Annotated in this window: 22 protein-coding genes; 12 read left to right on the top strand and 10 right to left on the bottom strand. The window is 56.8% G+C overall.

What is annotated here, in order from left to right; translation table 11 throughout:
- Nucleotides 1-133 precede the first annotated feature (133 nt).
- The 3 genes from narQ (at nt 134) to acrD (ending at nt 5,768) form a co-directional block, all read left to right on the top strand.
- Nucleotides 134-1,843 carry a nitrate/nitrite two-component system sensor histidine kinase NarQ gene (gene narQ / locus JT31_RS18150; protein WP_038480363.1) on the top strand — a complete coding sequence of 570 codons (1,710 nt, stop codon included), beginning with the start codon at nt 134-136 and terminating at the stop codon, nt 1,841-1,843.
- 19 nt (nt 1,844-1,862) lie between these two features.
- Complete coding sequence (gene narP / locus JT31_RS18145; protein WP_038480360.1) at nt 1,863-2,504, top strand: nitrate/nitrite response regulator protein NarP; 642 nt, start codon at nt 1,863-1,865, stop codon at nt 2,502-2,504.
- Nucleotides 2,505-2,657: 153 nt separating this feature from the next.
- The gene (gene acrD / locus JT31_RS18140; protein ID WP_038480358.1) at nt 2,658-5,768 is read left to right on the top strand and encodes a multidrug efflux RND transporter permease AcrD; all 3,111 of its coding nucleotides are present in this window, start codon (nt 2,658-2,660) and stop codon (nt 5,766-5,768) included.
- A 114-nt stretch (nt 5,769-5,882) separates the two neighbouring features.
- On the opposite strand, the gene ypfM is transcribed toward acrD, so the two are convergent.
- Nucleotides 5,883-5,942, bottom strand: coding sequence for a protein YpfM (gene ypfM, locus JT31_RS23770; RefSeq protein WP_115586383.1), 60 nt, complete (start codon nt 5,940-5,942; stop codon nt 5,883-5,885).
- Nucleotides 5,943-6,144: 202 nt separating this feature from the next.
- Here ypfM and JT31_RS18135 point away from each other — a divergent pair, with 202 nt between their 5' ends.
- The 3 genes from JT31_RS18135 to JT31_RS18125 are packed head-to-tail and all read left to right on the top strand — an operon-like array spanning nt 6,145 to nt 7,850.
- Nucleotides 6,145-6,501: an ArsC family reductase gene (locus JT31_RS18135; RefSeq protein WP_038480356.1), complete on the top strand. Its 357-nt coding sequence runs from the start codon at nt 6,145-6,147 to the stop codon at nt 6,499-6,501.
- 4 nt (nt 6,502-6,505) lie between these two features.
- A complete protein-coding gene (gene dapE, locus JT31_RS18130; RefSeq protein ID WP_038480353.1) occupies nt 6,506-7,633 on the top strand; it encodes a succinyl-diaminopimelate desuccinylase in 1,128 nt (375 codons plus the stop codon).
- Between the two features lie 28 nt (nt 7,634-7,661).
- On the top strand, nt 7,662-7,850 hold the full coding sequence (locus JT31_RS18125; protein ID WP_038480350.1) for a YpfN family protein: 189 nt from the start codon (nt 7,662-7,664) through the stop codon (nt 7,848-7,850).
- A 42-nt stretch (nt 7,851-7,892) separates the two neighbouring features.
- On the opposite strand, the gene ypfH is transcribed toward JT31_RS18125, so the two are convergent.
- From ypfH to dapA, 6 genes are all read right to left on the bottom strand, one after another.
- Nucleotides 7,893-8,588: an esterase gene (ypfH, locus tag JT31_RS18120; protein WP_038480347.1), complete on the bottom strand. Its 696-nt coding sequence runs from the start codon at nt 8,586-8,588 to the stop codon at nt 7,893-7,895.
- 72 nt (nt 8,589-8,660) lie between these two features.
- Entirely contained in the window at nt 8,661-10,691 is a 2,031-nt protein-coding gene (locus tag JT31_RS18115) for a tRNA(Met) cytidine acetyltransferase TmcA (protein WP_052049018.1), read from the bottom strand.
- Between the two features lie 3 nt (nt 10,692-10,694).
- The gene (locus JT31_RS18110; protein WP_038480344.1) at nt 10,695-11,573 is read right to left on the bottom strand and encodes a neutral zinc metallopeptidase; all 879 of its coding nucleotides are present in this window, start codon (nt 11,571-11,573) and stop codon (nt 10,695-10,697) included.
- 134 nt (nt 11,574-11,707) lie between these two features.
- Nucleotides 11,708-12,421, bottom strand: coding sequence for a phosphoribosylaminoimidazolesuccinocarboxamide synthase (gene purC / locus JT31_RS18105; RefSeq protein WP_038480341.1), 714 nt, complete (start codon nt 12,419-12,421; stop codon nt 11,708-11,710).
- 202 nt (nt 12,422-12,623) lie between these two features.
- Nucleotides 12,624-13,658, bottom strand: a complete 1,035-nt coding sequence (gene bamC / locus JT31_RS18100; RefSeq protein ID WP_038480338.1) for an outer membrane protein assembly factor BamC — start codon at nt 13,656-13,658, stop codon at nt 12,624-12,626.
- 16 nt (nt 13,659-13,674) lie between these two features.
- Nucleotides 13,675-14,553 (bottom strand): 4-hydroxy-tetrahydrodipicolinate synthase, encoded by an 879-nt coding sequence (gene dapA / locus JT31_RS18095; protein ID WP_038480336.1) that lies wholly within the window; start codon nt 14,551-14,553, stop codon nt 13,675-13,677.
- Between the two features lie 146 nt (nt 14,554-14,699).
- On the opposite strand from dapA, the gene JT31_RS18090 reads away from it, so the two are divergent.
- Together JT31_RS18090 and bcp are read left to right on the top strand one after the other, a co-directional pair.
- On the top strand, nt 14,700-15,254 hold the full coding sequence (locus JT31_RS18090; protein WP_038480332.1) for a glycine cleavage system transcriptional repressor: 555 nt from the start codon (nt 14,700-14,702) through the stop codon (nt 15,252-15,254).
- Nucleotides 15,255-15,269: 15 nt separating this feature from the next.
- The gene (gene bcp, locus JT31_RS18085; protein WP_038480330.1) at nt 15,270-15,740 is read left to right on the top strand and encodes a thioredoxin-dependent thiol peroxidase; all 471 of its coding nucleotides are present in this window, start codon (nt 15,270-15,272) and stop codon (nt 15,738-15,740) included.
- 54 nt (nt 15,741-15,794) lie between these two features.
- On the opposite strand, the gene JT31_RS18080 is transcribed toward bcp, so the two are convergent.
- Nucleotides 15,795-16,871 carry an AI-2E family transporter gene (locus JT31_RS18080; RefSeq protein WP_038480327.1) on the bottom strand — a complete coding sequence of 359 codons (1,077 nt, stop codon included), beginning with the start codon at nt 16,869-16,871 and terminating at the stop codon, nt 15,795-15,797.
- 203 nt (nt 16,872-17,074) lie between these two features.
- Between JT31_RS18080 and bepA the strand changes: the two genes are divergently transcribed.
- Both bepA and arsC read left to right on the top strand, forming a co-directional pair.
- Nucleotides 17,075-18,538: a beta-barrel assembly-enhancing protease gene (gene bepA, locus JT31_RS18075; RefSeq protein ID WP_038480324.1), complete on the top strand. Its 1,464-nt coding sequence runs from the start codon at nt 17,075-17,077 to the stop codon at nt 18,536-18,538.
- 11 nt (nt 18,539-18,549) lie between these two features.
- Nucleotides 18,550-18,906 (top strand): arsenate reductase (glutaredoxin), encoded by a 357-nt coding sequence (gene arsC, locus JT31_RS18070; protein WP_038480322.1) that lies wholly within the window; start codon nt 18,550-18,552, stop codon nt 18,904-18,906.
- Nucleotides 18,907-18,937: 31 nt separating this feature from the next.
- On the opposite strand, the gene opgB is transcribed toward arsC, so the two are convergent.
- The gene (opgB, locus tag JT31_RS18065; RefSeq protein ID WP_038483281.1) at nt 18,938-21,226 is read right to left on the bottom strand and encodes a phosphatidylglycerol--membrane-oligosaccharide glycerophosphotransferase; all 2,289 of its coding nucleotides are present in this window, start codon (nt 21,224-21,226) and stop codon (nt 18,938-18,940) included.
- Between the two features lie 434 nt (nt 21,227-21,660).
- Here opgB and ahpC point away from each other — a divergent pair, with 434 nt between their 5' ends.
- Entirely contained in the window at nt 21,661-22,224 is a 564-nt protein-coding gene (ahpC, locus tag JT31_RS18060) for an alkyl hydroperoxide reductase subunit C (protein WP_008460202.1), read from the top strand.
- Between the two features lie 81 nt (nt 22,225-22,305).
- Nucleotides 22,306-23,874: an alkyl hydroperoxide reductase subunit F gene (ahpF, locus tag JT31_RS18055; RefSeq protein ID WP_038480319.1), complete on the top strand. Its 1,569-nt coding sequence runs from the start codon at nt 22,306-22,308 to the stop codon at nt 23,872-23,874.
- Between the two features lie 84 nt (nt 23,875-23,958).
- On the opposite strand, the gene cysS is transcribed toward ahpF, so the two are convergent.
- Nucleotides 23,959-25,344 (bottom strand): cysteine--tRNA ligase, encoded by a 1,386-nt coding sequence (cysS, locus tag JT31_RS18050; protein ID WP_038480316.1) that lies wholly within the window; start codon nt 25,342-25,344, stop codon nt 23,959-23,961.
- Nucleotides 25,345-25,440: the final 96 nt, after the last annotated feature.

Below are 25,440 nucleotides of genomic sequence, written 5' to 3'. Positions count from 1 at the left end.
TAATGTGGCAAAGCGTGCGTTAAATGAGACGCCATTTTTAGCGCCAGAGCGAAAAAGTCGCCGCCAGGCGTTTGCCTGTAAGGCAGATTCTGGTAGGTTTCGCCCACCATATGCTTTAAGGGGTTATTACGCAGTGACAGTCAAACGCTCGGTCTCCACCAGCCTCGCCCGCGCTTTCTTTTCGATTGTCCTGCTGTCGTTGCTCTCCACCGGCATCGCGATGCTGACGCTCGCCAGCAGCCTGAAGGATGCGGAAGCGGTCAATATTGCGGGCTCGCTGCGCATGCAGAGCTACCGTCTTGGCTACGATCTGCAGGGTGACCCCAAAGCTATTGCGGCACATTTGCAGCAGTACCAGCAGTCGCTGGATTCCCCCACGTTGCAGCAGCTCAACCGCTTTTGGGTGCCCGACGAGGTTAAGACGCGCTATAACTCGCTGCAGGATGCCTGGCAGCAAATGCAAAAGCACATTCAGAACGAAGATACCGACTGGTACCGCTACAACATCGCCGCCTACGTGGAACAAATCGACCTGTTTGTGCTGGCGCTGCAACACTATGCCGAGCGAAAAATGATGCAGGTTGTCGCGGCTTCGGTTATCGGTTTTATGGCAATTTTCACCCTCATGTTTTTCACCTTACGCCGTATTCGCCAGCAGGTGGTCGCGCCTCTGAATACGATGGTCGAAGCCAGTCAGGCCATTGAGCGCGGTGAGTTCAGGCTACCGACGCTCGACCGCTCCTTGCCCAACGAGCTGGGTTCGCTGGCGCAGGCTTTTATACGCATGGCGGACGAGTTGCAAAAACTCTATCGTTCTTTAGAGCAGCAGGTTGAGCAAAAAACCCTGCGCCTGCAAGAAGCGAACCGCATGCTCGAGGTGCTTTACAGCTGCTCTCAGGCGCTGAACGTCAGTACCATCAACCGCGATTGCTTCGTGCAGATTTTGAAAATAATTCACCAGCACGAGGCGGTCAGCGCGCTGGAAATGCAGGTCGGAGAAAACTGGTGCCTGACAGAGGGTTCTCCGGCGGCAGACGAAAAATGGCATGCCCTGCCGCTGGTTCAGCAGGACAGCGCGCTCGGGACGCTGCGCTGGCAGTCTCAGGGTGAAGAACCCTCCCCTCAGCTGATGAAAAGCGTTGCCACCATGCTGGGGCGAGGCGTTTACTTTAATCAGGCGCAGAAGCACTACCAGCAGTTGCTGCTGATGGAAGAGCGAGCCACCATTGCCCGGGAACTGCACGACTCGCTGGCTCAGGTGCTCTCTTATCTTCGCATCCAACTCACGCTGCTAAAGCGCGCGGTGCCGGAAGACAATCTGCCCGCTCAGCGGATTGTCGGGGATTTTTCCCAGGCCTTAAATGACGCTTACCGCCAGCTGCGCGAACTGCTCACTACCTTCCGCCTGACGTTGCAGCAGGCCGATCTTCCTTCCGCGCTGCAGGAATTGCTTGAGCCGCTGCGCGAGCAAACCCAGGCGGAGATAAGCCTGGCGTGCAGCATGCCGACCCAGGCTTTGGATGCTTCCCAGCAAATACACCTGCTGCAAATCATTCGTGAAGCGGCGCTAAACGCCATTAAACACGCGAATGCGGGCCGCATTGAGATCGTTTGCCGCTCGACGGCAGGCGGCGAGCATTACGCTTCGGTGTTTGATAACGGCCACGGCATTGCCAGTCTGGAAGAACCCGAGGGGCATTACGGGCTGAATATCATGCACGAGCGCGCGGGCCGCCTTGGCGGGGAACTAACAATATCTCGTCCGCCGCAGGGCGGAACGCTTGTGGAGGTTCATTTCACCTCCACTCCCCCGGCGGATGCCGGCGGCCATAACAATAATTAGCTTTATTCAGGAGTTAGCAATGTCAGAAAAAACGGTATACCAGGTTTTAATCGTCGACGATCATCCGCTGATGCGGCGCGGGATCCGCCAGCTTCTTGAGCTGGACGACACTTTTTCCGTCGTGGGAGAAGCCAGCGGCGGCGCAGAGGCCATCAGTTTAGCTAACCGGCTGGCACCGGACCTCATTCTGCTTGACCTGAATATGAAAGGGCTGAGCGGCCTTGATACGCTCAACGCCCTGCGCCGGGACGGCATTAGCGCACGGGTGGTGATCCTCACCGTTTCCGACGCCCGCAGCGATATCTTTACGCTGATTGATGCCGGGGCCGATGGCTACCTGCTGAAAGACAGCGATCCGGACGTTTTGCTGCAGGAAATTCATCACTGCCTGAAGGGTGAAAAGGCGTTCAGCGAGCAGGTTCGCGAGTATCTGAATAACCGCGGCAGCGAGCGGCAGAGTAGCGATCCCTTTGCTATCCTCACCGAGCGCGAGCTGGACGTGTTGTCTGAGGTGGCTCGCGGCCTGTCGAACAAGCAAATCGCCAGCGGCCTGCATATTTCCGAAGAGACGGTAAAAGTGCATATTCGCAACCTGCTTCGTAAGCTGCAGGTCAGGTCTCGCGTTGCGGCCACCGTACTTTTTTTGGAAAATAAGAGTTAAATCGACCCAATAAAAGGTACGGTTACAAATCCTGCCAATTACAAAGCTTATTTACACGATCTCCTAAATTTCTCCACGTTTGGCTACGCGGTTAAAGCTACAGTGATGCGGTTATTGATAACAATTAGAAGCTTTTAAAGGGGTCCTGACCGCATGGCGAATTTTTTCATATCTCGCCCCATTTTTGCCTGGGTACTGGCAATTTTACTTTGCCTGACCGGGGCATTGGCTATTTTTTCGCTGCCCGTTGAGCAATATCCCGACCTCGCGCCGCCAAATGTGAGGATCACCGCGAACTATCCTGGCGCCTCCGCCCAAACCCTGGAGAACACGGTTACCCAGGTCATAGAACAAAGCATGACCGGCCTGGACAATATGATGTACATGTCCTCCCAGAGCAGCAGCGCCGGTCAGGCCACCATCACCCTGAGCTTTAAGGCCGGGACCGACCCGGACTCTGCGGTCCAGCAGGTGCAAAACCAGCTGCAGTCAGCGGTGCGAAAATTACCGCAGGATGTGCAGACTCAGGGCGTTACGGTGAATAAAACCGGTGATACCAACATCCTGATGGTGGCGTTTGTGTCCACCGACGGCAGCATGGATAAGCAGGACATTGCCGACTACGTCGCCAGTAACGTGCAGGACCCGATGAGCCGCGTGAACGGCGTCGGCAGCGTGGATGCCTACGGCTCGCAGTATTCCATGCGCATCTGGCTGGATCCGAACAAGCTCACTAACTACCAGATGACGACCCAGGACGTGGTCACCGCCATCAAATCCCAGAATGCGCAAATTGCCGTCGGCCAGCTCGGCGGCACTCCGGCGCTGGATAAGCAGGCGCTAAACGCCACCATTAATGCCCAGTCGCTCCTGCAAACGCCGCAGCAGTTCAAAGACATTACCCTGAGGGTGAATCAGGACGGCTCGCTGGTCACCCTGGGGAATGTGGCAGACGTTGAAATGGGGGCGGAAAAATACGATTTTCTGAGCACTTATAACGGCCAGGCCGCTTCCGGGCTGGGCATTAAGCTGGCTTCCGGCGCCAACGAGATGGAAACCGACAAGCTGGCCCGCGCCAAAATTGAAGAGCTTTCGCAGTTCTTCCCGCACGGCCTTGAGGCAAAAATCGCCTACGAAACCTCCCCGTTTGTGAAAGCCTCGATTACCGACGTGGTGAAAACGCTGCTGGAAGCGATTCTGCTGGTGTTCCTGGTGATGTACCTGTTCCTGCAAAACTTCCGCGCCACGCTGATCCCGACCATTGCGGTGCCGGTGGTTCTGCTCGGCACCTTCGCCGTGCTGTATGTCTTCGGCTACAGCATTAACACGCTGACGATGTTCGCCACCGTGCTGGCCATCGGCCTGCTGGTGGATGACGCCATCGTGGTGGTAGAAAACGTCGAGCGTATTATGAGCGAGGAAGGCCTCTCCCCTCGGGAGGCAACCCGCAAATCGATGGGCCAAATCCAGGGCGCGCTGGTTGGCATCGCCATGGTGCTGTCCGCCGTGTTTGTGCCGATGGCCTTCTTCGGCGGCACCACTGGCGCAATTTACCGCCAGTTCTCGGTCACGATTGTTGCCGCCATGGTGCTGTCGGTGCTGGTCGCGATGATCCTCACGCCAGCCCTGTGCGCCACGATCCTCAAGCCGCTGCACAAAGGCGAGCATCACGGCCAGAAAGGCTTCTTCGGCTGGTTTAACCGCACCTTTAACCGCAGCGCCGAACGCTATGAAAATGGCGTGGCCAGAATTCTCGCCCGCAGCGTGCGCTGGATGTTGATTTATGTCCTGCTGCTCGGCGGCATGGTGTTCCTGTTCCTCAAGCTGCCAACTTCGTTCCTCCCGCAGGAAGACCGGGGCGTGTTCACCACCTCCGTGCAGCTCCCCAGCGGAGCAACCCAGCAGCAGACCACAAAAGTGGTGCAGCAGGTTGAGCGCTATTACCTGACCGAAGAGAAAGACAACGTCGTTTCGGTGTTCTCGACCATCGGCGCGGGCCCCGGCGGAAACGGGCAAAACGTCGCCCGAATGTTTATCCGCCTGAAGGACTGGGATGAGCGCAGCGCGGACGGCAGCTCGTTTGCGATTATCGAACGGGCGACCAAAGCCTTTAATAAGATTAAGGAAGCACGAGTCATTGCCAGCAGCCCGCCAGCGATTAACGGCCTGGGCAACGCGGCAGGCTTTGATATGGAGCTGCAGGATCACGCCGGTGCCGGGCACGACGCGTTAATGCAGGCGCGTGACCAGCTGCTGGAAATGGCCAGTAGTGACCCACAGCTCACCCGCGTGCGCCACAACGGCCTGGACGACAGCCCGCAGCTGCAAATCGATATCGACCAGCGTAAAGCCCAGGCGCTCGGCGTCTCTATTGACGATATCAACAACACCCTGCAAACCGCCTGGGGCTCAAGCTATGTGAATGACTTTATGGATCGCGGGCGCGTGAAAAAGGTATATGTCCAGGCTGCGGCCAAATACCGCATGCTGCCGGACGACATCAACAGCTGGTACGTGCGCAATAAAACCGGCGGCATGGTGCCTTTCTCCGCCTTTGCTACCTCCCGCTGGGAAACGGGCTCACCTCGCCTTGAGCGCTACAACGGCTATTCCGCGCTGGAAATTGTGGGGGAAGCCGCGCCGGGATTAAGTACCGGCACCGCCATGGACATCATGGAACAGCTGGTGAGCAAGCTGCCAAACGGCTTTGGTCTCGAGTGGACGGGCATGTCCTACCAGGAACGCCTCTCCGGCGCGCAGGCCCCTGCCCTGTATGCTATCTCGCTACTGGTGGTGTTCCTGTGCCTTGCCGCGCTGTATGAGAGCTGGTCGGTGCCGTTCTCCGTCATGCTCGTCGTTCCGCTTGGGGTGATCGGCGCCCTGCTCGCCACCTGGATGCGCGGCCTGGAGAACGACGTTTATTTCCAGGTCGGGCTGCTGACGGTGATTGGGCTTTCGGCGAAGAACGCCATTCTGATCGTCGAATTTGCCAATGACCTGAACGCCAAAGGCCAGGACCTGGTCGCCGCCACGCTTGAGGCCTGCCGCCAGCGCCTGCGCCCTATTTTGATGACTTCACTGGCGTTTATTTTCGGCGTGCTGCCGATGGCGACCAGCACCGGAGCGGGCTCCGGCAGCCAGCATGCGGTAGGCACGGGCGTCATGGGCGGGATGATCTCCGCCACCGTGCTGGCCATCTTCTTTGTGCCGCTGTTCTTTGTGCTGGTGCGCAGACGCTTCCCGCTGAAAGAGCATCACGACTAAGCGCCGCAGATCTTCGGCCACAAAAAAGGCGACCTCTAAAGGGTCGCCTTTTACTGATGTTCGCTGAGTATTCAGTAACAGAATATCGCGCCGTTGCTTTTTATGCCGGAACGCTTATTTGCGCAACATATCTTCGATGAAGTCTTTCCACTGCCCTAATTCATGCTCGATCATAACCGCCTCTCTTGATGTTGGTGCAATTATACGCGGATATATTCTGCGATTGAACCCTTTTTGAGCGGTGAAGTCTTGAGCGCCTTCACAAATATATTGTTAGCAGAATAATGATTTAGCCTGAAATCGCGGCTCGATAATTCCCCTTACCTGCGGCAAAATGGTTGCCCTCTGAAAAATTAAAACAGGACCGACCGCCACCATGATCACCATGTACGGCATTAAAAACTGCGACACCATCAAAAAGGCGCGCCGCTTTCTGGAAGCTCAGGGCGTCGATTACCAGTTTCACGACTACCGCGTTGACGGGCTGGACGCCGCGCTGCTGAACGGGTTTATCGCAGAACTCGGCTGGGAAGCGCTGCTTAATACGCGCGGAACCACCTGGCGCAAGCTGGATGAAGCCCATCGCGCGTCCATCAACGACGCACAAAGCGCGGCAGCGCTGATGCTGGAGATGCCGGCAATCATCAAACGCCCATTGCTCTGCGCGCCCGGTCAGCCTATGCTGCTGGGTTTCAACGAAACTCACTATCAGCAGTTTATCAACGAGGTATAGTCTTATGTCCTGCCCGGTTATTGAGCTGACGCAACAGCTTATTCGTCGCCCTTCCCTGAGCCCGGATGATGCCGGTTGCCAGGCGCTGCTGATTGAACGCCTGCGCGCGATTGGTTTTACCGTTGAACACATGGATTTTGGCGATACCCAGAACTTCTGGGCCTGGCGTGGACAGGGCGAAACGCTGGCGTTTGCCGGGCATACCGACGTGGTCCCGTCAGGCGATGCCGACCGCTGGATCAACCCACCGTTTGAACCCACCATTCGCGACGGGATGCTGTTTGGCCGCGGTGCCGCAGACATGAAAGGTTCGCTGGCCGCGATGGTGGTGGCCGCAGAGCGTTTCGTCGCCCAGCATCCAAACCATAAAGGCCGCCTGGCGTTTCTCATCACCTCCGATGAAGAAGCCAGCGCGACCAACGGCACGGTTAAGGTCGTTGAGGCGCTGATGGCGCGTCGCGAACGCCTGGACTACTGCCTCGTAGGCGAGCCGTCCAGTACTGAAATCGTCGGCGACGTGGTGAAAAACGGCCGTCGCGGCTCTCTGACCTGTAACCTGACTATTCACGGCGTGCAGGGCCACGTTGCCTACCCGCATCTGGCGGATAACCCGGTGCATCGCGCAGCCCCGATGCTCGCAGAGCTGACGGGTATTGAATGGGACAAAGGCAACGAGTTCTTCCCGGCCACCAGCATGCAGATTGCCAACGTGAAGGCCGGGACCGGCAGCAACAACGTTATCCCAGGCGACATGTTCGTCCAGTTTAACTTCCGCTTCAGCACCGAGCTGACCGATGAAGACATCAAGCAGCGCGTTATCGCCCTGCTGGATAAGTACGAACTGCGCTATACCGTCGAGTGGTGGCTTTCCGGCCAGCCGTTCCTGACCTCACGCGGTAAGCTGGTGGATGCGGTAGTGAACGCCGTTGAGCACTATAATGAGATTAAACCGCAGCTGTTAACCACGGGCGGTACATCTGACGGGCGCTTTATCGCGCGCATGGGGGCTCAGGTTGTTGAGCTGGGGCCGGTGAATGCCACCATTCATAAAATCAATGAATGCGTAAACGCCGCCGACCTGCAGCTGCTGGCCCGGATGTACCAGCGCATTATGGAACAGCTTGTCGCCTGACGGGCAGTCAACTGAACGAGGTATCAGCATGGAATGGCTATCGCATTACTGGTGGATTATCGTCCTGGTGTTATTGGTGGGGATGTTTATTAACGTCATTAAAGACCTGAGCCGGATAGATCCGAAGAAGTACATGGCAGACAAACCCGAGCTTCCGCCGCATCGTGATTTTAACGATAAGTGGGACGACGAGGACGACTGGCCTAAGAAGAAATAGCCAGACGCCTCACTCCGGGCGATTCCGGAGTGAGGCGCATATTTACAGTAGCTCAATCAGATCATCATCTTTCGGTGCTCCGCCGCCGCTCAAAGCCTCATCAAAATAGTGCTTCGGCACGGTGTAGCGCAGGTGATCCAGCGCCGCCTTCATGCTGCGGTCGTCGATCGCATGCCCCAGGGAATCAATCAGATCCAGCGTGACGTCCCCACCCAGGCTAAGTAATTTCTCGGCGGCATCTACCGAATGCGTCGCGTGGATCACTTTGTCATTATCGCCGTGAATCAGGTGAATCGTGGTGCTGGTAGACGCCTGCTGCGGCAGCTCCGCGTAACGCCCGCTAAAGGCGATGACGCGCGCCGCAAGGCCTGGCTGCGCTTTAATGCTTTCCAGTGCCACGATGGCCCCCTGCGAAAAGCCGATCAGCGCGGTGGCCGTTGGCGGCACGCCGCTATGCTGCTGCCAGTAGCGCACGGTTTCAATAAAGGCTGGCATCACGGCATCCACCCGCCGCTGGCGGTTTTCCTCCGTCACGCCCGCCACGGAGAACCATTCCCGGCCAGCGCCGCTTTGGTCCGGGCCGCTAATACTGACCACCAGTGCGTCAGGAAATTCCGGAGCAAACCAGCTGCCGATTTCGCCCATCGCTTTCGCCGTGTCACCCACGCCGTGGAACAGCAGTATCAGTTGGCTGGCCGGTGTGGCTGGGCTTTGGACAACAAAATGGTCATGTTTCATGGTTTTCTCCTGGTTGATGGAGACAACTATACGCCGCCGTCAGGGGATGACCATGCCGTTTCATTGAACAAGTTAGTGGAATTTTTGCAATTGCAAAATACCGTTTCGCAGCGCCTCTGTCCTTGCCTGATCCAGGTTTTCCAGCGCGCTTCGAGCTTCCTCACGCATCAGCGCAAGCAACGCTTTTTTGCCAGAAAGCCCCAGCCGCTGGCTAAGGACTTCGCTGTTTTCACGCCGCTCGAGGCGACCGCGCAGGGCGTGAAGCGGTAAAGGGCTCGCCAGCAGAAGGCGATTCAACGCGCCCAGGCAGGCTTCCAGCGGACGATGCGCGAAAGCAAAGCCGGACAGCTCTTCCCAGTCTGCTGCCAACAATTCTGTTGGGCTATCCGTGGTCAGCGGCAAAGACAATTCCAGCCAGATTTTTTGCCATGGCCAGTCTCGCTGTAGCCGCTGCCGCTCATGGCTTGTTAACGCCTCGCCTTCCGGCGTGAGCGGCAATAGCGCCATCGCGCTGTAGCAGCCGCTGCTGGCTTCTTTATGGCTGCCGATACGCACCAGCTCAAACCCGCAGCGCTGCCAGAAGCGCCATAGCTCATCGGTGTAGCCGAAGCTGACCGAGAGATAGTCATATCGGGCCTTCGCGGCCTGCAGAGCAAGCTGAATCATGCTGGCGCCAATATGTTCGCGCTGGCGCTGAGGATGAACGGCAATGCGGCTGATGCGCAGCCCACGCAGCGTAGCGGCAAGCGGGCTGCCACCATGCGCCGCCAGCGATTGCGCCACCAGATTGCCTTTGGGGCGACGGAATCCGGCCCACACGTTCCGGCTCAGGTTTTCATCCAGCCCGCCCTCTTCGACCATCCATAATGCCCCTGCGCATAGATCTCCTGCGCTGGCCGCGATGAAATGCTGGCCGGGAGCATCAAGCATGCGCCTCCAGTCGAGGGGGGAGGTACGGTAATGTGCGCCGGAGAGCAGCCGGTACATCTGCTGCAGCCGTTCCTGTTTTTGCGACCAGCCAGCCTGATCCACGACCTGTAATACCGGATCGCCCTGCGGGAAGTGCTCAAGATCCGGCTCATCGAACAGCATGATCCGGTCAACGACCTGTTCCAGCGGATCGTTTTGCGCCCAGCGGATCGGCGTATCAAGCGTGAAGCGCCTGAGTGACGGCAGCGTTGCGCAAAACTTCAGTAAAAAACCGCGCCCCGTTCCCTCGTACCCTTGCACGGTCGTGGTCAGCAAAACGCGCGGGAAGCGTTCGATCAACTGGCGTAATAGCGGAGCTGGAATCGCAGCCGCCTCATCAACAACCAGCCAGTCATACGCCGGCAGATCGTGTTCGGCAGCCAGCGCGTCCGGAGCCATAAACTGGAAAGATTCTCCCGCATAGCGAGCCAAAACGTCGGTAGCGGCCTTTGCCGGAGCGGTGACCAGAGAATCGCCAGGGCTGCGGCCAACCAACATACCGGCCAGAGCAGACTTGCCCCGCCCTCTGGCCGCCGTCACCACCGCCACGCCCTGTTGCAGATCCGCCAACTCGGCAAGAATGGCAGCCTGCTCCTGCTCAGGCGCACCGCTCGCGGGCTGCCAGTCAGGACGAAAAGCAAAACGATTCAGGACTACCGGCTCATGCTGCTGCCACAGCACGGACTCTGAGTCCTGCCGCATGCAGCGCTGCAGATGGGAAACAAAATGAGGCACAGGGATCGCCCGGGGAGTATCGCTCCAGCGGCAGGAATCTTCATCGGGAAGCGAAGGCCAAAGCGGCCAGTCTGGCGTCAGCAACAGCAGCCAGCTGCCCGCTTTAAGCATGCCGGAAAGCGCCGCGAGCGCGGCGGCATCCAGCCCGAGCCTGGCATCGAATACGGCATGCTGGAACTCACGTCCCAGCATGCTACGCACCGCCGAGGGGACACAGTGAAAAGGCAGCTCAGGCGAAGGGCCAACCCACAGCCAGTCTCCGGGTAAAGAAGCCGACAGCGTGGCAACCTGCTGGCTGCTCCATTCACTTTCGCCGGCCAGCACCATCAGCCGACGAATGCCCGTTTGCTGCATTTGCGTCGTCGCCAGCTGCAGCTGCTCTATCGTCCCTGCGGTCATTGATTAACGGAGCGCATTGCCGAAGGTGTTGCACTGGGACGGATCGCCGCCGTCAAAACCACGCTTGAACCAGGTGTAGCGCTGCTCTGAAGTGCCGTGGGTAAAGCTGTCCGGCACCACGCGCCCCTGGCTTTGCTGCTGCAGGCGATCGTCCCCGATGGCTTCGGCAGCGTTGAGCGCCTCTTTCAGATCGCCCGAGTCGAGCACCTGCTGTTTCTGCATACTGTTACCCCAGACGCCGGCGAAGCAGTCGGCCTGAAGCTCCATTTTCACCGACAGGCGATTGCCTTCGGCCTGAGACGCATTCTGCTGGAGCTGGCGCACCTTCGGCTCAATGCCCAGCAGCTTCTGCACGTGGTGACCCACTTCGTGAGCAATCACGTAGCCCTGGGCAAAGTCGCCGCCTGCACCTAGCTTATTGCGCATATCGTCGTAGAAAGAGAGGTCGATATAGACGGTACTGTCCGCCGGGCAGTAGAACGGCCCCATCACGGACTGGCCGGTACCACAGCCGGTACGCGTTGCCCCGCGATACATCACCAGCTTAGGTTGCTGGTAGGTGCGGCCCATTTTCTGGAAAATTTCACCCCAGGTATCTTCGGTTGTCGCCAGAATTACCGAGGTAAACTTAGCGGCCTCGTCGTCTTTCGGACTGATGGTACGCTGCTGGGAAGATTGCTGGGAGACTTGCGGCTCGCCGGACAGGAAGGAAGTAAGATCGACGCCGTAATAGCTTGCCACAATAACCACGACAAGCAGCACCAGGCCACCTTTACCCCGAGGTATGCGGAATCCGCCGCCGCCCATGCTCATGCCGGGGCCGGAGGCGTCATTGCGCCTGTCCTCTACGTTGTCGCTTTCGCGACGTCCTTGCCAACGCATACGTTCATCCTCATTCACAACTTGTAATGGATAGATCGTAGGTGGTTACCGGCAGGATTACCATAAGAACAGGCAGCGAAAAAACAGGGTGCGCAAAAAACGCACCCCATTGCGCAACGTAAACGATTGCGTGGTTAGTCTAATTTAACGCCGAGACGGTGAGCAACTTCCTCATACGCTTCAATCAGGCCACCCAGGCTCTGGCGGAAACGGTCTTTGTCCATCTTATCAAGCGTTTCTTTGTCCCACAGGCGGCTGCCGTCCGGGGAGAACTCGTCGCCCAGCACCACTTCGCCTTTGAACAGGCCAAACTCCAGCTTGAAGTCCACGAGGATCAGGCCAGCGTCATCAAACAGCTTGCTCAGCACGTCGTTAGCTTTGTAGCTCAGCTCGCGCATGCGGGCCAGATTCTCTTTGCTCACCCAGCCAAAGGTTTCGCAGTAAGATTCATTGACCATCGGGTCGTGCATGGCGTCGTTTTTCAGGAACAGATCGAACAGCGGTGGGTTCAGCTCGATACCTTCTTCAATGCCAAGGCGCTTCACCAGAGAACCCGCGGCGCGGTTACGAATCACGCACTCCACCGGCACCATGTCGAGCTTTTTCACCAGCACTTCGTTATCAGACAGCAGCGCTTCCATCTGGGTCGGAATACCCGCTTCTTCCAGTTTGGCCATAATGAAATGGTTAAACTTGTTGTTTACCATGCCTTTACGGTCGAACTGCTCGATGCGTGCACCGTCACCTGCTGACGTATCGTTACGGAATTCGAGCACCAACAGATCCGGGTTTTCCGTACTGTAAACGGTCTTCGCTTTGCCGCGATACAACTCAGCTTGCTTTTGCATCTTTCTTACTCCAGGTATAGCGATCGCTTGCGCAATCGGAGGGGTTTACCCGTCATACTTCAAGCTGCATGTGCGTTGGTTGCTCCTGCTCACTCCGGTCACATGGAGATTTCCAGGCTTACCGCCTTCCTGCAGCTCGAATTATTTAGGGTATCTACATAGGCCTAAATAACAAGGGCCGGAATTAACCGGCCCCTGAGTGTTACTTGCTGAATGCTGCCTGGAAGACAGCGACCAGCGCATCGTTCTGAGACTGCGTCAGCGGATGCCCTTTCGGGTCGATGAACTGCAGGCTGCTGCGGTTATCGAGGTCGCCAACCTGCAGCTTATAGTCACCGTTCACCAGACCCGGATCTTTCGCCCCGAGGTCGCTCCAGCTGCCGTCAGACAACGCCTTGTAGGTCACCGCGATACTGCCCTGAGAACGGGTGGTATCGGTCACCTTCATGCCTGCTTTTTCAAGCGCGGCCGGCAGGCGGGTCCACACGACGTTGAACGGTGCACGCACCACCAGCATTGGCAGGCCGGTGTCATCCGCGGCGCTCTGCACGTCAAGCTGGGCAGAGCTGCGGTTTTCCTGCGCATTCTGGCGCGAGGTTTCAGACTTATCGAGGCCGGCACTGATGATGTTCAGCATTTGCGCGCTGTAGCGCTGCAGAGCCGAAGCATCCGCGACCGGTTTGCCGCCCTGCTCAAGGTTCAGCAGTTTGACAACGACCGACTGCTGGTAGCCCTGCGGCTGCACGCTAATCTGGTAACGTCCACGGTACTGCACGTCTTCGTCAGCGCGGTTCCACTGTACCCAGTCGGTAGTCAGGGTTTGGCCGGCATCGTTACGTTGAGCGATCGCGTAGTTCTCGGACTGCAGAATGCTCACCACCTGAGACCACAGGCCGCTCGCCTTGTTGGCTTCAACCTGTAGCGTGGCGGTATCACCGGTGAACTGGGTGCGAGCCCCGTTCACTAATGCCAGCGCCTGTGCCGGTGGGCGAATATCCAGCTGCTTGCCTACTCCACCACTGCCGTTAGTGACCGGAATGTTGTAATCGCCATTCTGAATCGGCAGGATCATCCCCGCCGGAGCGTGGATTTCCGCAAGTGGGGTCGCATCCAGGTAGGACTCATCGCCGCTAACCTGACGCTTGTAACGCTGATCGGAACTGCACGCCGCTAACAGCATGGCGAGCGAAACAACAGCAACTTTTGCCACCGTCGACTTCTGTACTGAGTAAGCCATCAAATCTCCCTAAGCTTTACAGCAGACCGGCATGCTTAAGCGCGCTAATAATCACCGGGCGACTTGCGTCGGTCAGCGGCGTCATCGGCAGGCGTAAGGTATCGGTTGCCACAAGACCCAACTCCCTGGCGGCCCATTTCACCGGGATAGGGTTGGGTTCTACAAACAATTTATGGTGCAGCGGCATCAGACGCTGATTAATTTCGCGAGCCTGTGCAAATTGCCCTGAGGTGGCCAGTTTACACATTTCCGCCATCTCACGCGCGGCTACGTTTGCGGTCACGGAAATTACGCCGTGGCCACCAAGCTGAATAAAGTCCAGCGCGCTGGCGTCATCGCCGCTCACCAGGATGAAGTCATCTTCAACCAGCTCTTTGATCTGGTTTACGCGGCTTAAGTTCCCGGTAGCTTCTTTGATACCGATAATATTTTTGATTTTCGCCAGGCGGCCAACGGTTTCCGGCAGCATGTCGCAGCCGGTACGAGACGGCACGTTATACAGCATCTGCGGCAGATGGGTGCTTTCAGCAATCGCTTTAAAGTGCTGGAACAGCCCTTCCTGGGTAGGACGGTTGTAATAAGGGGTGACCGTCAGGCAGCCCACAATGCCGCTGTCCTGCAGGTGATGCGTCAGGGAAATCGCTTCGGAAGTCGCGTTAGCACCGGTACCGGCAATAATCGGGATACGCCCGTCGGCCAGTTCAACGGTAAGCTTCACTACGTCGACGTGTTCGTCGTGGCTTAAGGTAGCCGATTCGCCGGTAGTCCCTACCGAGACAATCGCCGATGTTCCGCTGGCGACATGGTAATCAATCAGTTTTTTCAGGCTGGACCGGCAGACATTACCTTTCTCATCCATCGGCGTAATTATCGCGACAACACTTCCCGTAAACATTAGCCACCCTCTGTGCAAACATGTTCTCCAATGTTACGTTTGGTGCCATAGCAAAAGCAAGCCGCCAGAAGGCGCTAAGCGGTTGGCAGCTTACTTTTTTTATGCTTTCCTAATGTGAATCTCACCGATTGACAGGAAGAACACGCTTGACACCCTCATCACACCATTATTTGGTTATCACAGCCCTGGGGGCGGACCGTCCTGGTATCGTCAATACTATTACCCGCCACGTGAGCAGCTGCGGCTGCAACATCGAAGACAGCCGGCTTGCCATGCTGGGTGAAGAGTTCACCTTTATCATGCTGCTTTCCGGCAGCTGGAACGCGATAACCCTGATCGAATCTACCCTGCCGCTGAAGGGCGCGGAACTCGATCTGTTAATTGTGATGAAACGCACAACCGCCCAGGAAAGACCGGCCACCCCGGCCACGGTTTGGGTACAGGTTGAAGTGGCAGACTCGCCGCACCTGATTGAGCGATTTACCCACCTGTTTGACACCCATCAAATGAACATTGCCGAGCTGGTTTCCCGCACTCAGCCTGCTGAGAACGACGTGGGGCCGCGTCTGTATATCCAGATAACTGCCCACAGCCCAGGTTCACAGGATGCGACAATTATCGAGCAAGCGTTTAAAGCCCTATGTACAGAACTGAAAGCAGAAGGCACTATTAACGTGGTTAACCCACAGCAAGATGATTAAAGACGGAGAGTAGTGATGAGCCCACTGAAAGCCGGTGATAGTGCACCGAAATTTAGCTTGCCCGATCAGGACGGCGAACAAGTAAATTTAACCGACTTCCAGGGACAGAGAGTTCTGGTTTATTTCTATCCAAAAGCGATGACACCAGGCTGCACCGTGCAGGCATGTGGTTTGCGCGACAACATGGATGAGTTGAAAAAGCGTGGCGTGGAAGTGCTGGGCATCAGCACCGACAAGCCGGAAAAACTTTCCCGTTTTGCCGAGAAAGAGCTGCTTAACTTCACCCTGCTTTCTGACGAAGACCATCAGGTCTGCAATCAGTTTGGCGTGTGGGGCGAGAAATCTTTCATGGGCAAAACCTATGACGGCATTCACCGTATCAGCTTCCTGCTGGACGGCGACGGTAAAGTGGAAAAGGTCTTTGATGATTTCAAAACCAGTAACCACCACGATATCGTTGTGAACTGGCTGACAGAAAACGCCTAAGAACACACAAAAAAGCCGACGTCTCAGTCGGCTTTTTTATTCCCGTTATTCCCGTTATTCCCGGGTGACCGCGTCATCCACCAGCGAAGCATCCGGCCAGGCATGAACGACGGCTTTAATCAGCGTTGCCAGCGGGATAGCGAAGAACACGCCCCAGAATCCCCACAGCCCGCCGAAAATCACCACCGACAGAATAATCACCAGCGGATGAAGGTTGACCGCCTCCGAGAACAGCACCGGCACCAGTAGGTTGCCGTCGAGCGCCTGAATAATCAGGTACACCCCAAACAGCGTCCAGAACTCAGTGCCGAGGCCAAACTGGAACAGCGCTACGCAGATAACCGGAATGGTGACCACAAACGCGCCGATGTACGGAATAAGCACCGAGAAGCCCACCAGCACCGCCAGCAGCAGCGAATAGTTCAGCCCGAAGACAATAAAGCCGATATAGGTCGCCACGCCAACGACGATCATTTCCAGCACTTTGCCACGAATATAGTTGGTGATTTGCTGGTTCATCTCCAGCCAGACCTGCCCCGCCAGGCCACGGTTGCGCGGCAAAACGCGGCGCACGGCGTTCAGCATCTGCTCTTTATCCTTCACCAGGAAGAACACCATCAGCGGAACCAGAATCAGATAGATAGCCAGCGTCAGCAGCCCAACCAGCGACGCCAGGGAGAATTTCACCACCTGGTCGCCCATGCCTGACAGCCGCCCGCGCACGTTTTCGGCCATGGCGTCGATAATGCCCGCGTCCACCAGCGCCGGGTAGCGCTTCGGCAGCGTGGCGGCAAAATCAGAAAGCTTGTTGAGCATTCCCGGCATATCGCGAATCAGGTTGATCCCCTGCTGCCAGGCGACGGGGGCCACAAACAGCACCATCAGCAGCAAAATGCCGACAAACAGCACCAGCACGATAGTCGTCGCCCACGTTCGGGAACAGCCGACACGCTCCAGGCGCACCGTCGGCCACTCAAGCAAATAGGCCAGAACAATAGCCACCAGCAGCGGCGCCAGCAGGCCATGAAGGAAGAACAGAATGCAAAAGCCCGCCACAAGAATAACCAGCAGCGCAATCGCCTCCGGATCGCTGAAACGACGGCGATACCACTGCAACAACATGTCGAGCATACATCCCTTCCGTGAAGTTTTTTTTGATGGCGAATTGTATCGAAATGTCACCGTAAAGACTTTGCTTTTTACGGCGGATTACAAAGGGATAATCAACCAAATAAAATCTTCGCAGCTTCAACGCCCTACAGTACACTTCTTTAAGCGAACAAACTTGTACTCCTCGTGTCAAAATCTGACAACGACTAAACGGGACAGTAGTTATGGTTAGGCAGTTGAAAAAGACCCTGATTGCAACACTTACGGCCGCACTGCTGGCGGGAAGCGCACTCCCTGTAAAGGCGGATGTGACTGACCAGCTTCCCGACATGGGGACATCCGCGGGCAGCACGCTGTCTATCGCCCAGGAAATGCAGATGGGCGATTTTTACGTCCGTCAGCTGCGAGGCAGCGCCCCGCTGATTAACGATCCGTTACTCACGCAGTACATTAACTCGCTGGGGATGCGGCTGGTCAGCCACGCCAACTCGGTGAAAACGCCTTTCCACTTCTTCTTAATCAACAACGACGAAATTAACGCCTTCGCCTTCTTTGGCGGCAACGTGGTGCTGCATTCGGCGCTGTTCCGCTATGCCGACTCAGAAAGCCAGCTGGCTTCGGTTATGGCTCACGAGATTTCCCACGTGACCCAGCGCCACCTGGCGCGTGCGATGGAAGACCAGAAGAAAAATGCGCCGCTGACCTGGGTGGGCGCGCTGGGCTCGATCCTGCTGGCGATGGCGAGCCCACAGGCAGGGATGGCCGCGCTGTCCGGTACGTTGGCCGGGACTCAGCAAGGCATGATCAGCTTTACCCAGCAGAACGAGCAGGAGGCAGACCGAATTGGCATTCAGGTGCTGCAGCGTTCGGGCTTTGATCCACAGGCAATGCCGGGCTTCCTCGAAAAACTGCTCGACCAGGCTCGCTACTCTTCTCGCCCACCTGAAATTCTGCTGACTCACCCGCTGCCGGAAAGCCGCCTGGCGGACGCCCGCAACCGTGCCAACCAAATGCGCCCGGTAGTTGTGCAGTCCTCAGAAAACTTCTATATGGCAAAGGTTCGCACCCTCGGGATGTATAACTCAGGGCGGAATCAACTGACCCCGGACCTGCTGGATACCTGGTCAAAAGGCAACGTGCGTGAGCAAAGCGCGGCGCAGTACGGGCGAGCGCTACAGGCGTTGCAGGCGGATAAATATGACGAAGCAAGAAAAGCGCTTCAGCCGCTGCTTACCGCCCAGCCGGCAAACCCCTGGTATCTCGACCTGGCGACAGATATCGACCTCGGCCAGCACAAGGCAAACGACGCTATCAACCGGCTGAAAAACGCCCCGGACCTGAAGAACAACCCGGTGCTGCAGCTGAACCTCGCCAACGCTTATCTTGAAGGCGGGCAGCCCGCCGAAACGGCAACGCTGCTTAACCGCTACACCTTCGCCCATCCAGACGATACCAACGGCTGGGATCTGCTGGCTCAGGCGCAGGGCAAACTAGGCAACCGCGATCAGGAGCTGGCGGCGCGCGCCGAAGTCATGGCGCTAAACGGCCGCCTGGATCAGGCCATTTCGCTGCTCGGCAGCGCCAGCTCGCAGGTGAAGCTTGGCAGCCTGCAGCAGGCCAGGTACGACGCCCGTATCGATCAGCTGCGCCAGCTACAGCAGCGCTTTAAACCTTATATGAAGATGTAACAGGAGTCCGTATGTCCAAGAAGGTCGAAATTTACCACAACCCACGCTGCTCCAAGAGCCGCGAAACGCTGAACCTGCTAAAGGAAAACGGCGCCGAGCCGGAGGTGGTGCTTTATCTGGAAACCCCACCGGACGCAGCGACCATCCAGTCGCTGCTGAAGAAGCTGGGCTTCACCAGCGCGCGTGAACTGATGCGCCGCAAAGAAGACCTGTACAAAGAGCTAAAGCTGGATGACGCCAGCCTCAGCGAAGGAGCGCTTATTAACGCCATGGTTGAGCACCCGAAGCTTATCGAGCGCCCTATCGTTCTCGCCAATGGGAAAGCCCGTATTGGCCGCCCGCCTGAGCAGGTGCTCGAGATCCTCTAACCTGCCCCGCCCGTTCCCTTCCGGGAGCGGGTTAGCCGCTCACCGGCACAATTTTCAGCTCAGCTAGCCCCACGCCAAGCTTACGCGGATCGTGCCCCAGAATATTGCCCTCGTTGGACAGCTGCGGCTTCGGTGGCTCAATGGTCAGCACCTTGCTGCCTTCAGGGTTATCAAAGCGCAGCGTGACTGTAGAGAGCTGGTCGCCAAAGGTGATGGTCTGCTCTTCATCACCGACCTTCACCGAAATCGGCTCGCCGACGTTCGGGCCGAAGGCTTTCGCCACCAGCACCAGATCGAACGTTGCCGGCAGCGGATCCTGATACTCAATCGTCACAGCCGGGGCCATGTTGGCGTTTGACCAGCGGCCCCAGGCTTCCGGGCGCGAAATGCCGCTGAACTGCTTCACGCTCTGCGGCGCCCCGGCCACGTTGAAGATGAAGCTGTCCGCCTGGTAGCGAATGCTGTTTTCATCCGCCTTCAGCAAGGCAACGTTGTTTTTAAAACGCTCGTTACTCAGCGTTTGCCCGTCAAACTGCACGTTGTACTCGTCCAGCGGCTTGTCCACCCGCCTTACCGTTGGCTCGCCGCCCAGCTGCCCCTGAGCCACACAGAGCCCGGTAGAAAGCGCGAGCTGTGGCTCCCACAGGCGCGCCATTTTGTAGCAGCGGTCGGCCCAGATAAACCTATCGTCACTTTTAAAATCAGCCAGCTGATAGCGCAATGGGGCGGAATATTCACTTTCCGGCAGCGGCTCAATTTTACCTTTACCGATCTTCAGCAGCAGCGGCAGCTTGAAGTGCGCGCCGGAGTAGCTGAACGTATTCTTCTTCTGGTCGATGCTGTAGCGGCTGATGGTTTTCGGGAAGTTCCACAGATCGATCACGTCCGGCTTCCACTCGGTGACCTTCTCTTTCAGGTTGGTAAAGACCATCGACAGCGACTCGCCGGACAGGCTGCTGCGCCCCAGGCCGATGTAGTTCCCGCCGCCGAGAATATCCAGCACCGTGGCGCCGTTATCCATCGTGTTGCGCTTCACGGCTTTTATTTCCGCCTGCGGTTTGTCGCCGCGAATCACAAAGAACAGGTTCTGCCTGTCCTGCTTGGTCAGGTATTTATACGCCGTGTTGTTCATCGCCAGATGATCGGAAGAAACCACGATCACCGTATTACGGAAATAAGGCGAGGCTTTGATTTTGTCTATTAGCGCCGCGATATGCTCCTGGCTACAGGAGACGGCGCTAAAAGAGCGGTTTTCTTTGCCATCGTAGCTGTAGCTGCGGCGGTTACAGGTGCGCGAAATAAAGCCGTCCGGGTGATGGGTGTCGACCGTCAGCGTAAACAGCGAGAAGCGCTTCCCGGCTTTAGAAAGCTCGATAAACTTGTCATAAGCTTCGTCCAGCACCGTATCATCGTAAAAGCCCCAGTTATTCTTGTAATTCGGGTCGGCCACCATCCCCTTCAGCTCCTGCGCGCCGTACATATGCTCGAAGCCGTGGGACTGCAGGAAAATGTCTTTGCCGGCAAAGCGCAGGTCCGCGCCCTGAATAAAGTAGTTTTGATAGCCCGATGCCTTAAGAATATCGCCGAGGCAGATGTTCTTCGGGAAGAAGCTCGACATCGACGCCGAAGAGTTGCCCTCAAACGGGGCAAACAGCGGGACACCGCACTGCGAGGCCACAATACCCGCGATGGTGTAATTCATGCCCGCCATCTGGCTGGTGTGGCTGAAATCTATAGCCTGGCTTTTCAGGGCGTTCAGCTCGGGCGCTAAGTCAGGAAACGCTTGCTCATCAAAATAAGTGCGCTCCAGGCTTTCGCCGTAGATATAGACGAGGTTCAGCTTCGGCTGCTTAATGGTACCTTCCGGCACTTTATACCAGTCGGCAAAGTCAGACGTGCCGGTGCGAGTCTGGGACTTAATCAACGACACCACCTGCTGATAAGCGGGCGTTGTTTTTATCGAAAACAGAGCCAGGAACAGCGCCAGGGCGCTGTAGCCCAAATGATGAGGATGGTTCTTTCGGCGTAAAATCCAGGTCAGACCGCCAAATATGGCAATCAACCCGACGGCCAGCCCCAGCCCGGGCAGAATGTATTTGCCGACGCCTGCGCCGGTCATGCTGCTGGTGAGCGTGTAGAGCACCGCGTCGTTAATGCCCTCGCCGGTAAAATAGTTACTGGCAAGCAGGGTCACGTTAAGCACGATAAACAGGCCGAGCATCAGCAGGATGATCGTCAGCCACCAGATATTTCGACCGGCTTTTACCGCATACACGGCAATAGCCGCCAAAAACAGCATCAAAGAAAGCAATTCGGACAACGCCAGTACCTCAGTCATCGCGCAGCCCGGCGCGATTTTTCATGCAGAAAAATAACAGCCGGTAATTTAACCTCACTGTCACATGGCTGCAATTCACCTGACATTACTTTGCGCACGACGTCGGGTTTTCAGCAACTGAGGTGCATTTTAGGACTAACGGCCTTTAATAGTTTCCAGCTATTACAACCATCGCTACTACAACGGACCGGGGAATTGACCTTTTTGGCGCTAAAATGCTGTAATTTCGCCGCTGTTATAATTTTTTAAAGTGGAATTGTAACGCGCAACACCGGCCACCCTCGCAACGGGTGGCCTTTTTTATGCCCGCAGAAAAGGCTGTTAGGTATTACCTCTTGATTCAATAAAACCTACCCATTAGAGCCCCGGGCTAAAATTCGGTACCTTTCTCCCATCGCAAAACGGAGGAAGTTTAGATGTCTTTAATTAATACCAAAATCAAACCATTCAAAAACCAGGCTTTTAAAAACGGCGAATTCGTTGAAGTCACGGAAAAAGATACCGAAGGCCGCTGGAGCGTTTTCTTCTTCTACCCGGCTGACTTTACTTTCGTTTGCCCGACCGAACTGGGCGACGTGGCTGACCATTACGAAGAACTGCAGAAGCTGGGCGTAGACGTTTATTCCGTCTCTACCGACACCCACTTCACCCACAAAGCGTGGCACGGCAGCTCTGAAACCATCGCTAAAATCAAATACGCGATGATCGGCGACCCAACCGGCGCGCTGACCCGTAACTTCGAAAACATGCGTGAAGACGAAGGTCTGGCAGACCGCGCAACCTTCGTTGTTGACCCACAGGGCATCATCCAGGCTATCGAAGTGACCGCCGAAGGCATTGGCCGTGACGCTTCTGACCTGCTGCGCAAAGTGAAAGCTGCCCAGTACGTAGCTTCTCACCCAGGCGAAGTTTGCCCGGCTAAATGGAAAGAAGGCGAAGCGACTCTGGCTCCATCTCTGGACCTGGTCGGCAAAATCTAAGTTTTACCCGCGTTACCCTCTTTTATTTTACGGCTACTCCTTTTGGTAGCCGTTTTTTTCTCGCCACCAGGGAGACTGACCATGCTCGACACAACAATGAAAACCCAGCTCAAAGCCTATCTTGAGAGACTAACGAAACCTGTTGAGTTGATTGCCACGCTGGACGACGGCGCGAAATCATCTGAAGTAAAAGAACTGCTGGCAGAAATAGCTGAGTTATCTGACAAAGTTTCATTCACCATTAATAACGACCTGCCGGTGCGCAAGCCGTCGTTTTTAATCACTAACCCAGGCTCAAACCAGGGCCCGCGCTTTGCCGGCTCTCCGCTGGGTCACGAATTCACTTCCCTGGTGCTGGCCTTGCTCCAGGTCGGCGGTCATCCGTCCAAAGAGTCTCAGGATCTGCTGGCGCAAATCCGTGAGATCGACGGCGACTTCCACTTTGAAACCTATTATTCCCTCTCCTGCCACAACTGCCCGGACGTTGTGCAGGCGCTGAACCTGATGAGCGTGCTGAACCCGCGCATCACCCACACCGCTATCGACGGCGGCGTTTACCAGAATGAAATTCAGGAACGCAACGTGATGGGCGTGCCTGCCGTGTACCTTAACGGCAAAGAGTTTGGCCAGGGCCGCATGACGTTGGCTGAAATCGTGGGCAAAATTGACACCGGCGCAGAAAAACGTGCGGCACAAGCGTTGAACCAGCGTGAAGCTTACGACGTACTGATCGTCGGCAGCGGCCCTGCGGGCGCGGCGGCGGCGGTGTATGCGGCGCGTAAAGGCATCCGTACCGGCCTGATGGGCGAACGCTTCGGCGGCCAGGTGCTGGATACCGTGGATATCGAAAACTACATTTCCGTGCCAAAAACCGAAGGCCAGAAGCTGGCGGGCGCGCTGAAAGCCCACGTGGACGACTACGACGTGGACGTGATCGACACCCAAAGCGCCAGCAAGCTGATCCCGGCCAAAACCGAAGGCGGCCTGCATCAGATTCAAACTGCGTCCGGCGCAACCCTGAAAGCGCGCAGTATTATCGTGGCCACCGGCGCCAAATGGCGCAACATGAACGTGCCGGGCGAAGATCAGTACCGCACCAAAGGCGTGACCTACTGCCCGCACTGCGACGGCCCGCTGTTTAAAGGCAAGCGCGTGGCGGTGATCGGCGGCGGGAACTCCGGCGTGGAAGCGGCTATTGACCTGGCGGGTATCGTTGAGCACGTCACCCTGCTGGAATTTGCCCCTGAAATGAAGGCCGACCAGGTACTGCAGAACAAAGTTCGCAGCCTGAAAAACGTCGACATCGTGCTGAACGCCCAGACGCTGGAAGTGAAAGGCGACGGCAGCAAAGTGACCGGCCTGCAGTACAAAGACCGCGTGACCGAAAGCGTGCATGACGTTGCCCTGGCCGGCATCTTCGTGCAAATCGGCCTGCTGCCGAACACCACCTGGCTGGAAGGCAGCGTGGAGCGCAACCGCATGGGTGAAATCATCATCGACGCGAAATGCGAAACCACCGTCAAAGGCGTATTCGCCGCGGGCGACTGCACCACCGTGCCTTACAAACAGATCATCATCGCGACGGGCGAAGGCGCGAAAGCTTCCCTGAGCGCGTTTGATTACCTGATTCGCACCTCAGCCCCAGAATAAAGCACCTGCCAATAAGGCCGCGCCACAGCGGCCAGCCATAAAAAAAGCGGCTCATTGAGCCGCTTTCTCACATCTAAAATAAACTTACTTACGACGCCAGGTCGTGCCGCCCGCGCCGTCTTCCAGCACAATGCCCATCTCGTTCAGACGATCGCGCGCCTGGTCCGCCAGCGCCCAGTCTTTCGACTGACGCGCATCGTTACGCTGCTTGATCAGCGCTTCGATCTCCGCCACTTCGCCGTCGTCCGCCTGCGCGCCGCCCTGCAGGAACTGCTCCGGGTCCTGCTCCAGCAGGCCCAGAATTGCGGAGAGCTTACGCAGCGCCGCCGCCAGTCCGTTGGCCGCCGCAAGATCTTCCGTTTTCAGGCGGTTCACTTCACGGGCCATATCAAACAGCACGGAATAGGCTTCCGGGGTGTTGAAGTCGTCGTCCATCGCTTCGCGGAAGCGGGCTTCAAAGGCTTCTCCCCCGGCTGGCGCCACGCTGCTGTCCGTCCCGCGCAGCGAGGTGTAAAGACGCTCCAGCGCCGAGCGAGCCTGTTTCAGGTTCTCTTCGCTGTAGTTGAGCTGGCTGCGGTAGTGGCCGGACATCAGGAAGTAACGCACGGTTTCCGCGTCGTAATACTTCAGCACGTCACGCACGGTGAAGAAGTTGCCCAGCGATTTGGACATCTTCTCGCGGTCAACCATCACCATCCCGGAGTGCATCCAGGTGTTGACGTACTCGCCGTCGTGGGCACAGGTAGACTGCGCGATTTCGTTCTCGTGGTGCGGGAACATCAGGTCGGAGCCGCCGCCGTGAATGTCAAAGTGGTTGCCCAGCTCTTTGCAGTTCATGGCGGAACATTCGATATGCCAGCCCGGGCGGCCTTCGCCCCACGGAGAAGTCCATGCTGGTTCGCCCGGCTTGGACATTTTCCACAGCACGAAGTCCATCGGGTTGCGCTTCACGTCAACCACGTCAACGCGCGCGCCCGCCTGGAGCTGATCCAAGTCCTGGCGAGACAACAGGCCGTAATTCGGGTCGGTGACCACCGAGAACATCACGTCGCCGTTCTCAGCCACATAGGCGTGATCGCGGGCCAGCAGCTGTTCAACAATTTCGATGATTTCCGGGATATGTTGGGTCGCACGCGGCTCGCTGTTCGGGCGTGAAATGTTCAGCGCGTCGAAATCTTTGTGCATTTCCACGACCATGCGATCGACCAGCGCCACAAAATCTTCGCTATTTTCCTGCGCGCGCTTAATGATTTTATCGTCAATGTCGGTGATGTTACGCACGTAGTTCAGCTCATAGCCCAGGGAACGCAGGTAGCGCGCCACCACGTCAAACGCAACAAAAGTACGGCCATGGCCGATGTGACAGAGATCGTAAACGGTGATACCACACACGTACATGCCTACCTTTCCGGCATGAATAGGTTTGAATTCCTCTTTTTGGCGAGTCAGGGTATTAAATATTTTTAACATCAGGGGATTCCATGTAAGCGTGTGGAAGAATACTCCCTGGTATCTTACCCGATAATTTTCCCCGGCGGCAGTCTGCTTTGCATTACTGACTATGAT

The organism is Cedecea neteri (assembly GCF_000757825.1).
Lineage (GTDB): Bacteria > Pseudomonadota > Gammaproteobacteria > Enterobacterales > Enterobacteriaceae > Cedecea > Cedecea selenatireducens.
The sequence above is the reverse complement of the archived record's forward strand: the minus strand, read 5'-3'. Positions and strand labels throughout refer to the sequence as shown.

Coding starts and splice junctions, on each gene's coding strand:
- bcp (WP_038480330.1), top strand. CDS start 15,270: ATGAGCCCACTGAAAGCCGGTGATAGTGCACCGAAATTTAGCTTGCCC.
- ahpC (WP_008460202.1), top strand. CDS start 21,661: ATGTCTTTAATTAATACCAAAATCAAACCATTCAAAAACCAGGCTTTT.
- purC (WP_038480341.1), bottom strand. CDS start 12,421: ATGCAAAAGCAAGCTGAGTTGTATCGCGGCAAAGCGAAGACCGTTTAC.
- bamC (WP_038480338.1), bottom strand. CDS start 13,658: ATGGCTTACTCAGTACAGAAGTCGACGGTGGCAAAAGTTGCTGTTGTT.
- JT31_RS18135 (WP_038480356.1), top strand. CDS start 6,145: ATGATCACCATGTACGGCATTAAAAACTGCGACACCATCAAAAAGGCG.
- JT31_RS18110 (WP_038480344.1), bottom strand. CDS start 11,573: ATGCGTTGGCAAGGACGTCGCGAAAGCGACAACGTAGAGGACAGGCGC.
- dapE (WP_038480353.1), top strand. CDS start 6,506: ATGTCCTGCCCGGTTATTGAGCTGACGCAACAGCTTATTCGTCGCCCT.
- acrD (WP_038480358.1), top strand. CDS start 2,658: ATGGCGAATTTTTTCATATCTCGCCCCATTTTTGCCTGGGTACTGGCA.
- JT31_RS18080 (WP_038480327.1), bottom strand. CDS start 16,871: ATGCTCGACATGTTGTTGCAGTGGTATCGCCGTCGTTTCAGCGATCCG.
- ypfH (WP_038480347.1), bottom strand. CDS start 8,588: ATGAAACATGACCATTTTGTTGTCCAAAGCCCAGCCACACCGGCCAGC.
- cysS (WP_038480316.1), bottom strand. CDS start 25,344: ATGTTAAAAATATTTAATACCCTGACTCGCCAAAAAGAGGAATTCAAA.
- arsC (WP_038480322.1), top strand. CDS start 18,550: ATGTCCAAGAAGGTCGAAATTTACCACAACCCACGCTGCTCCAAGAGC.
- bepA (WP_038480324.1), top strand. CDS start 17,075: ATGGTTAGGCAGTTGAAAAAGACCCTGATTGCAACACTTACGGCCGCA.
- ahpF (WP_038480319.1), top strand. CDS start 22,306: ATGCTCGACACAACAATGAAAACCCAGCTCAAAGCCTATCTTGAGAGA.
- JT31_RS18125 (WP_038480350.1), top strand. CDS start 7,662: ATGGAATGGCTATCGCATTACTGGTGGATTATCGTCCTGGTGTTATTG.
- narP (WP_038480360.1), top strand. CDS start 1,863: ATGTCAGAAAAAACGGTATACCAGGTTTTAATCGTCGACGATCATCCG.
- JT31_RS18115 (WP_052049018.1), bottom strand. CDS start 10,691: ATGACCGCAGGGACGATAGAGCAGCTGCAGCTGGCGACGACGCAAATG.
- dapA (WP_038480336.1), bottom strand. CDS start 14,553: ATGTTTACGGGAAGTGTTGTCGCGATAATTACGCCGATGGATGAGAAA.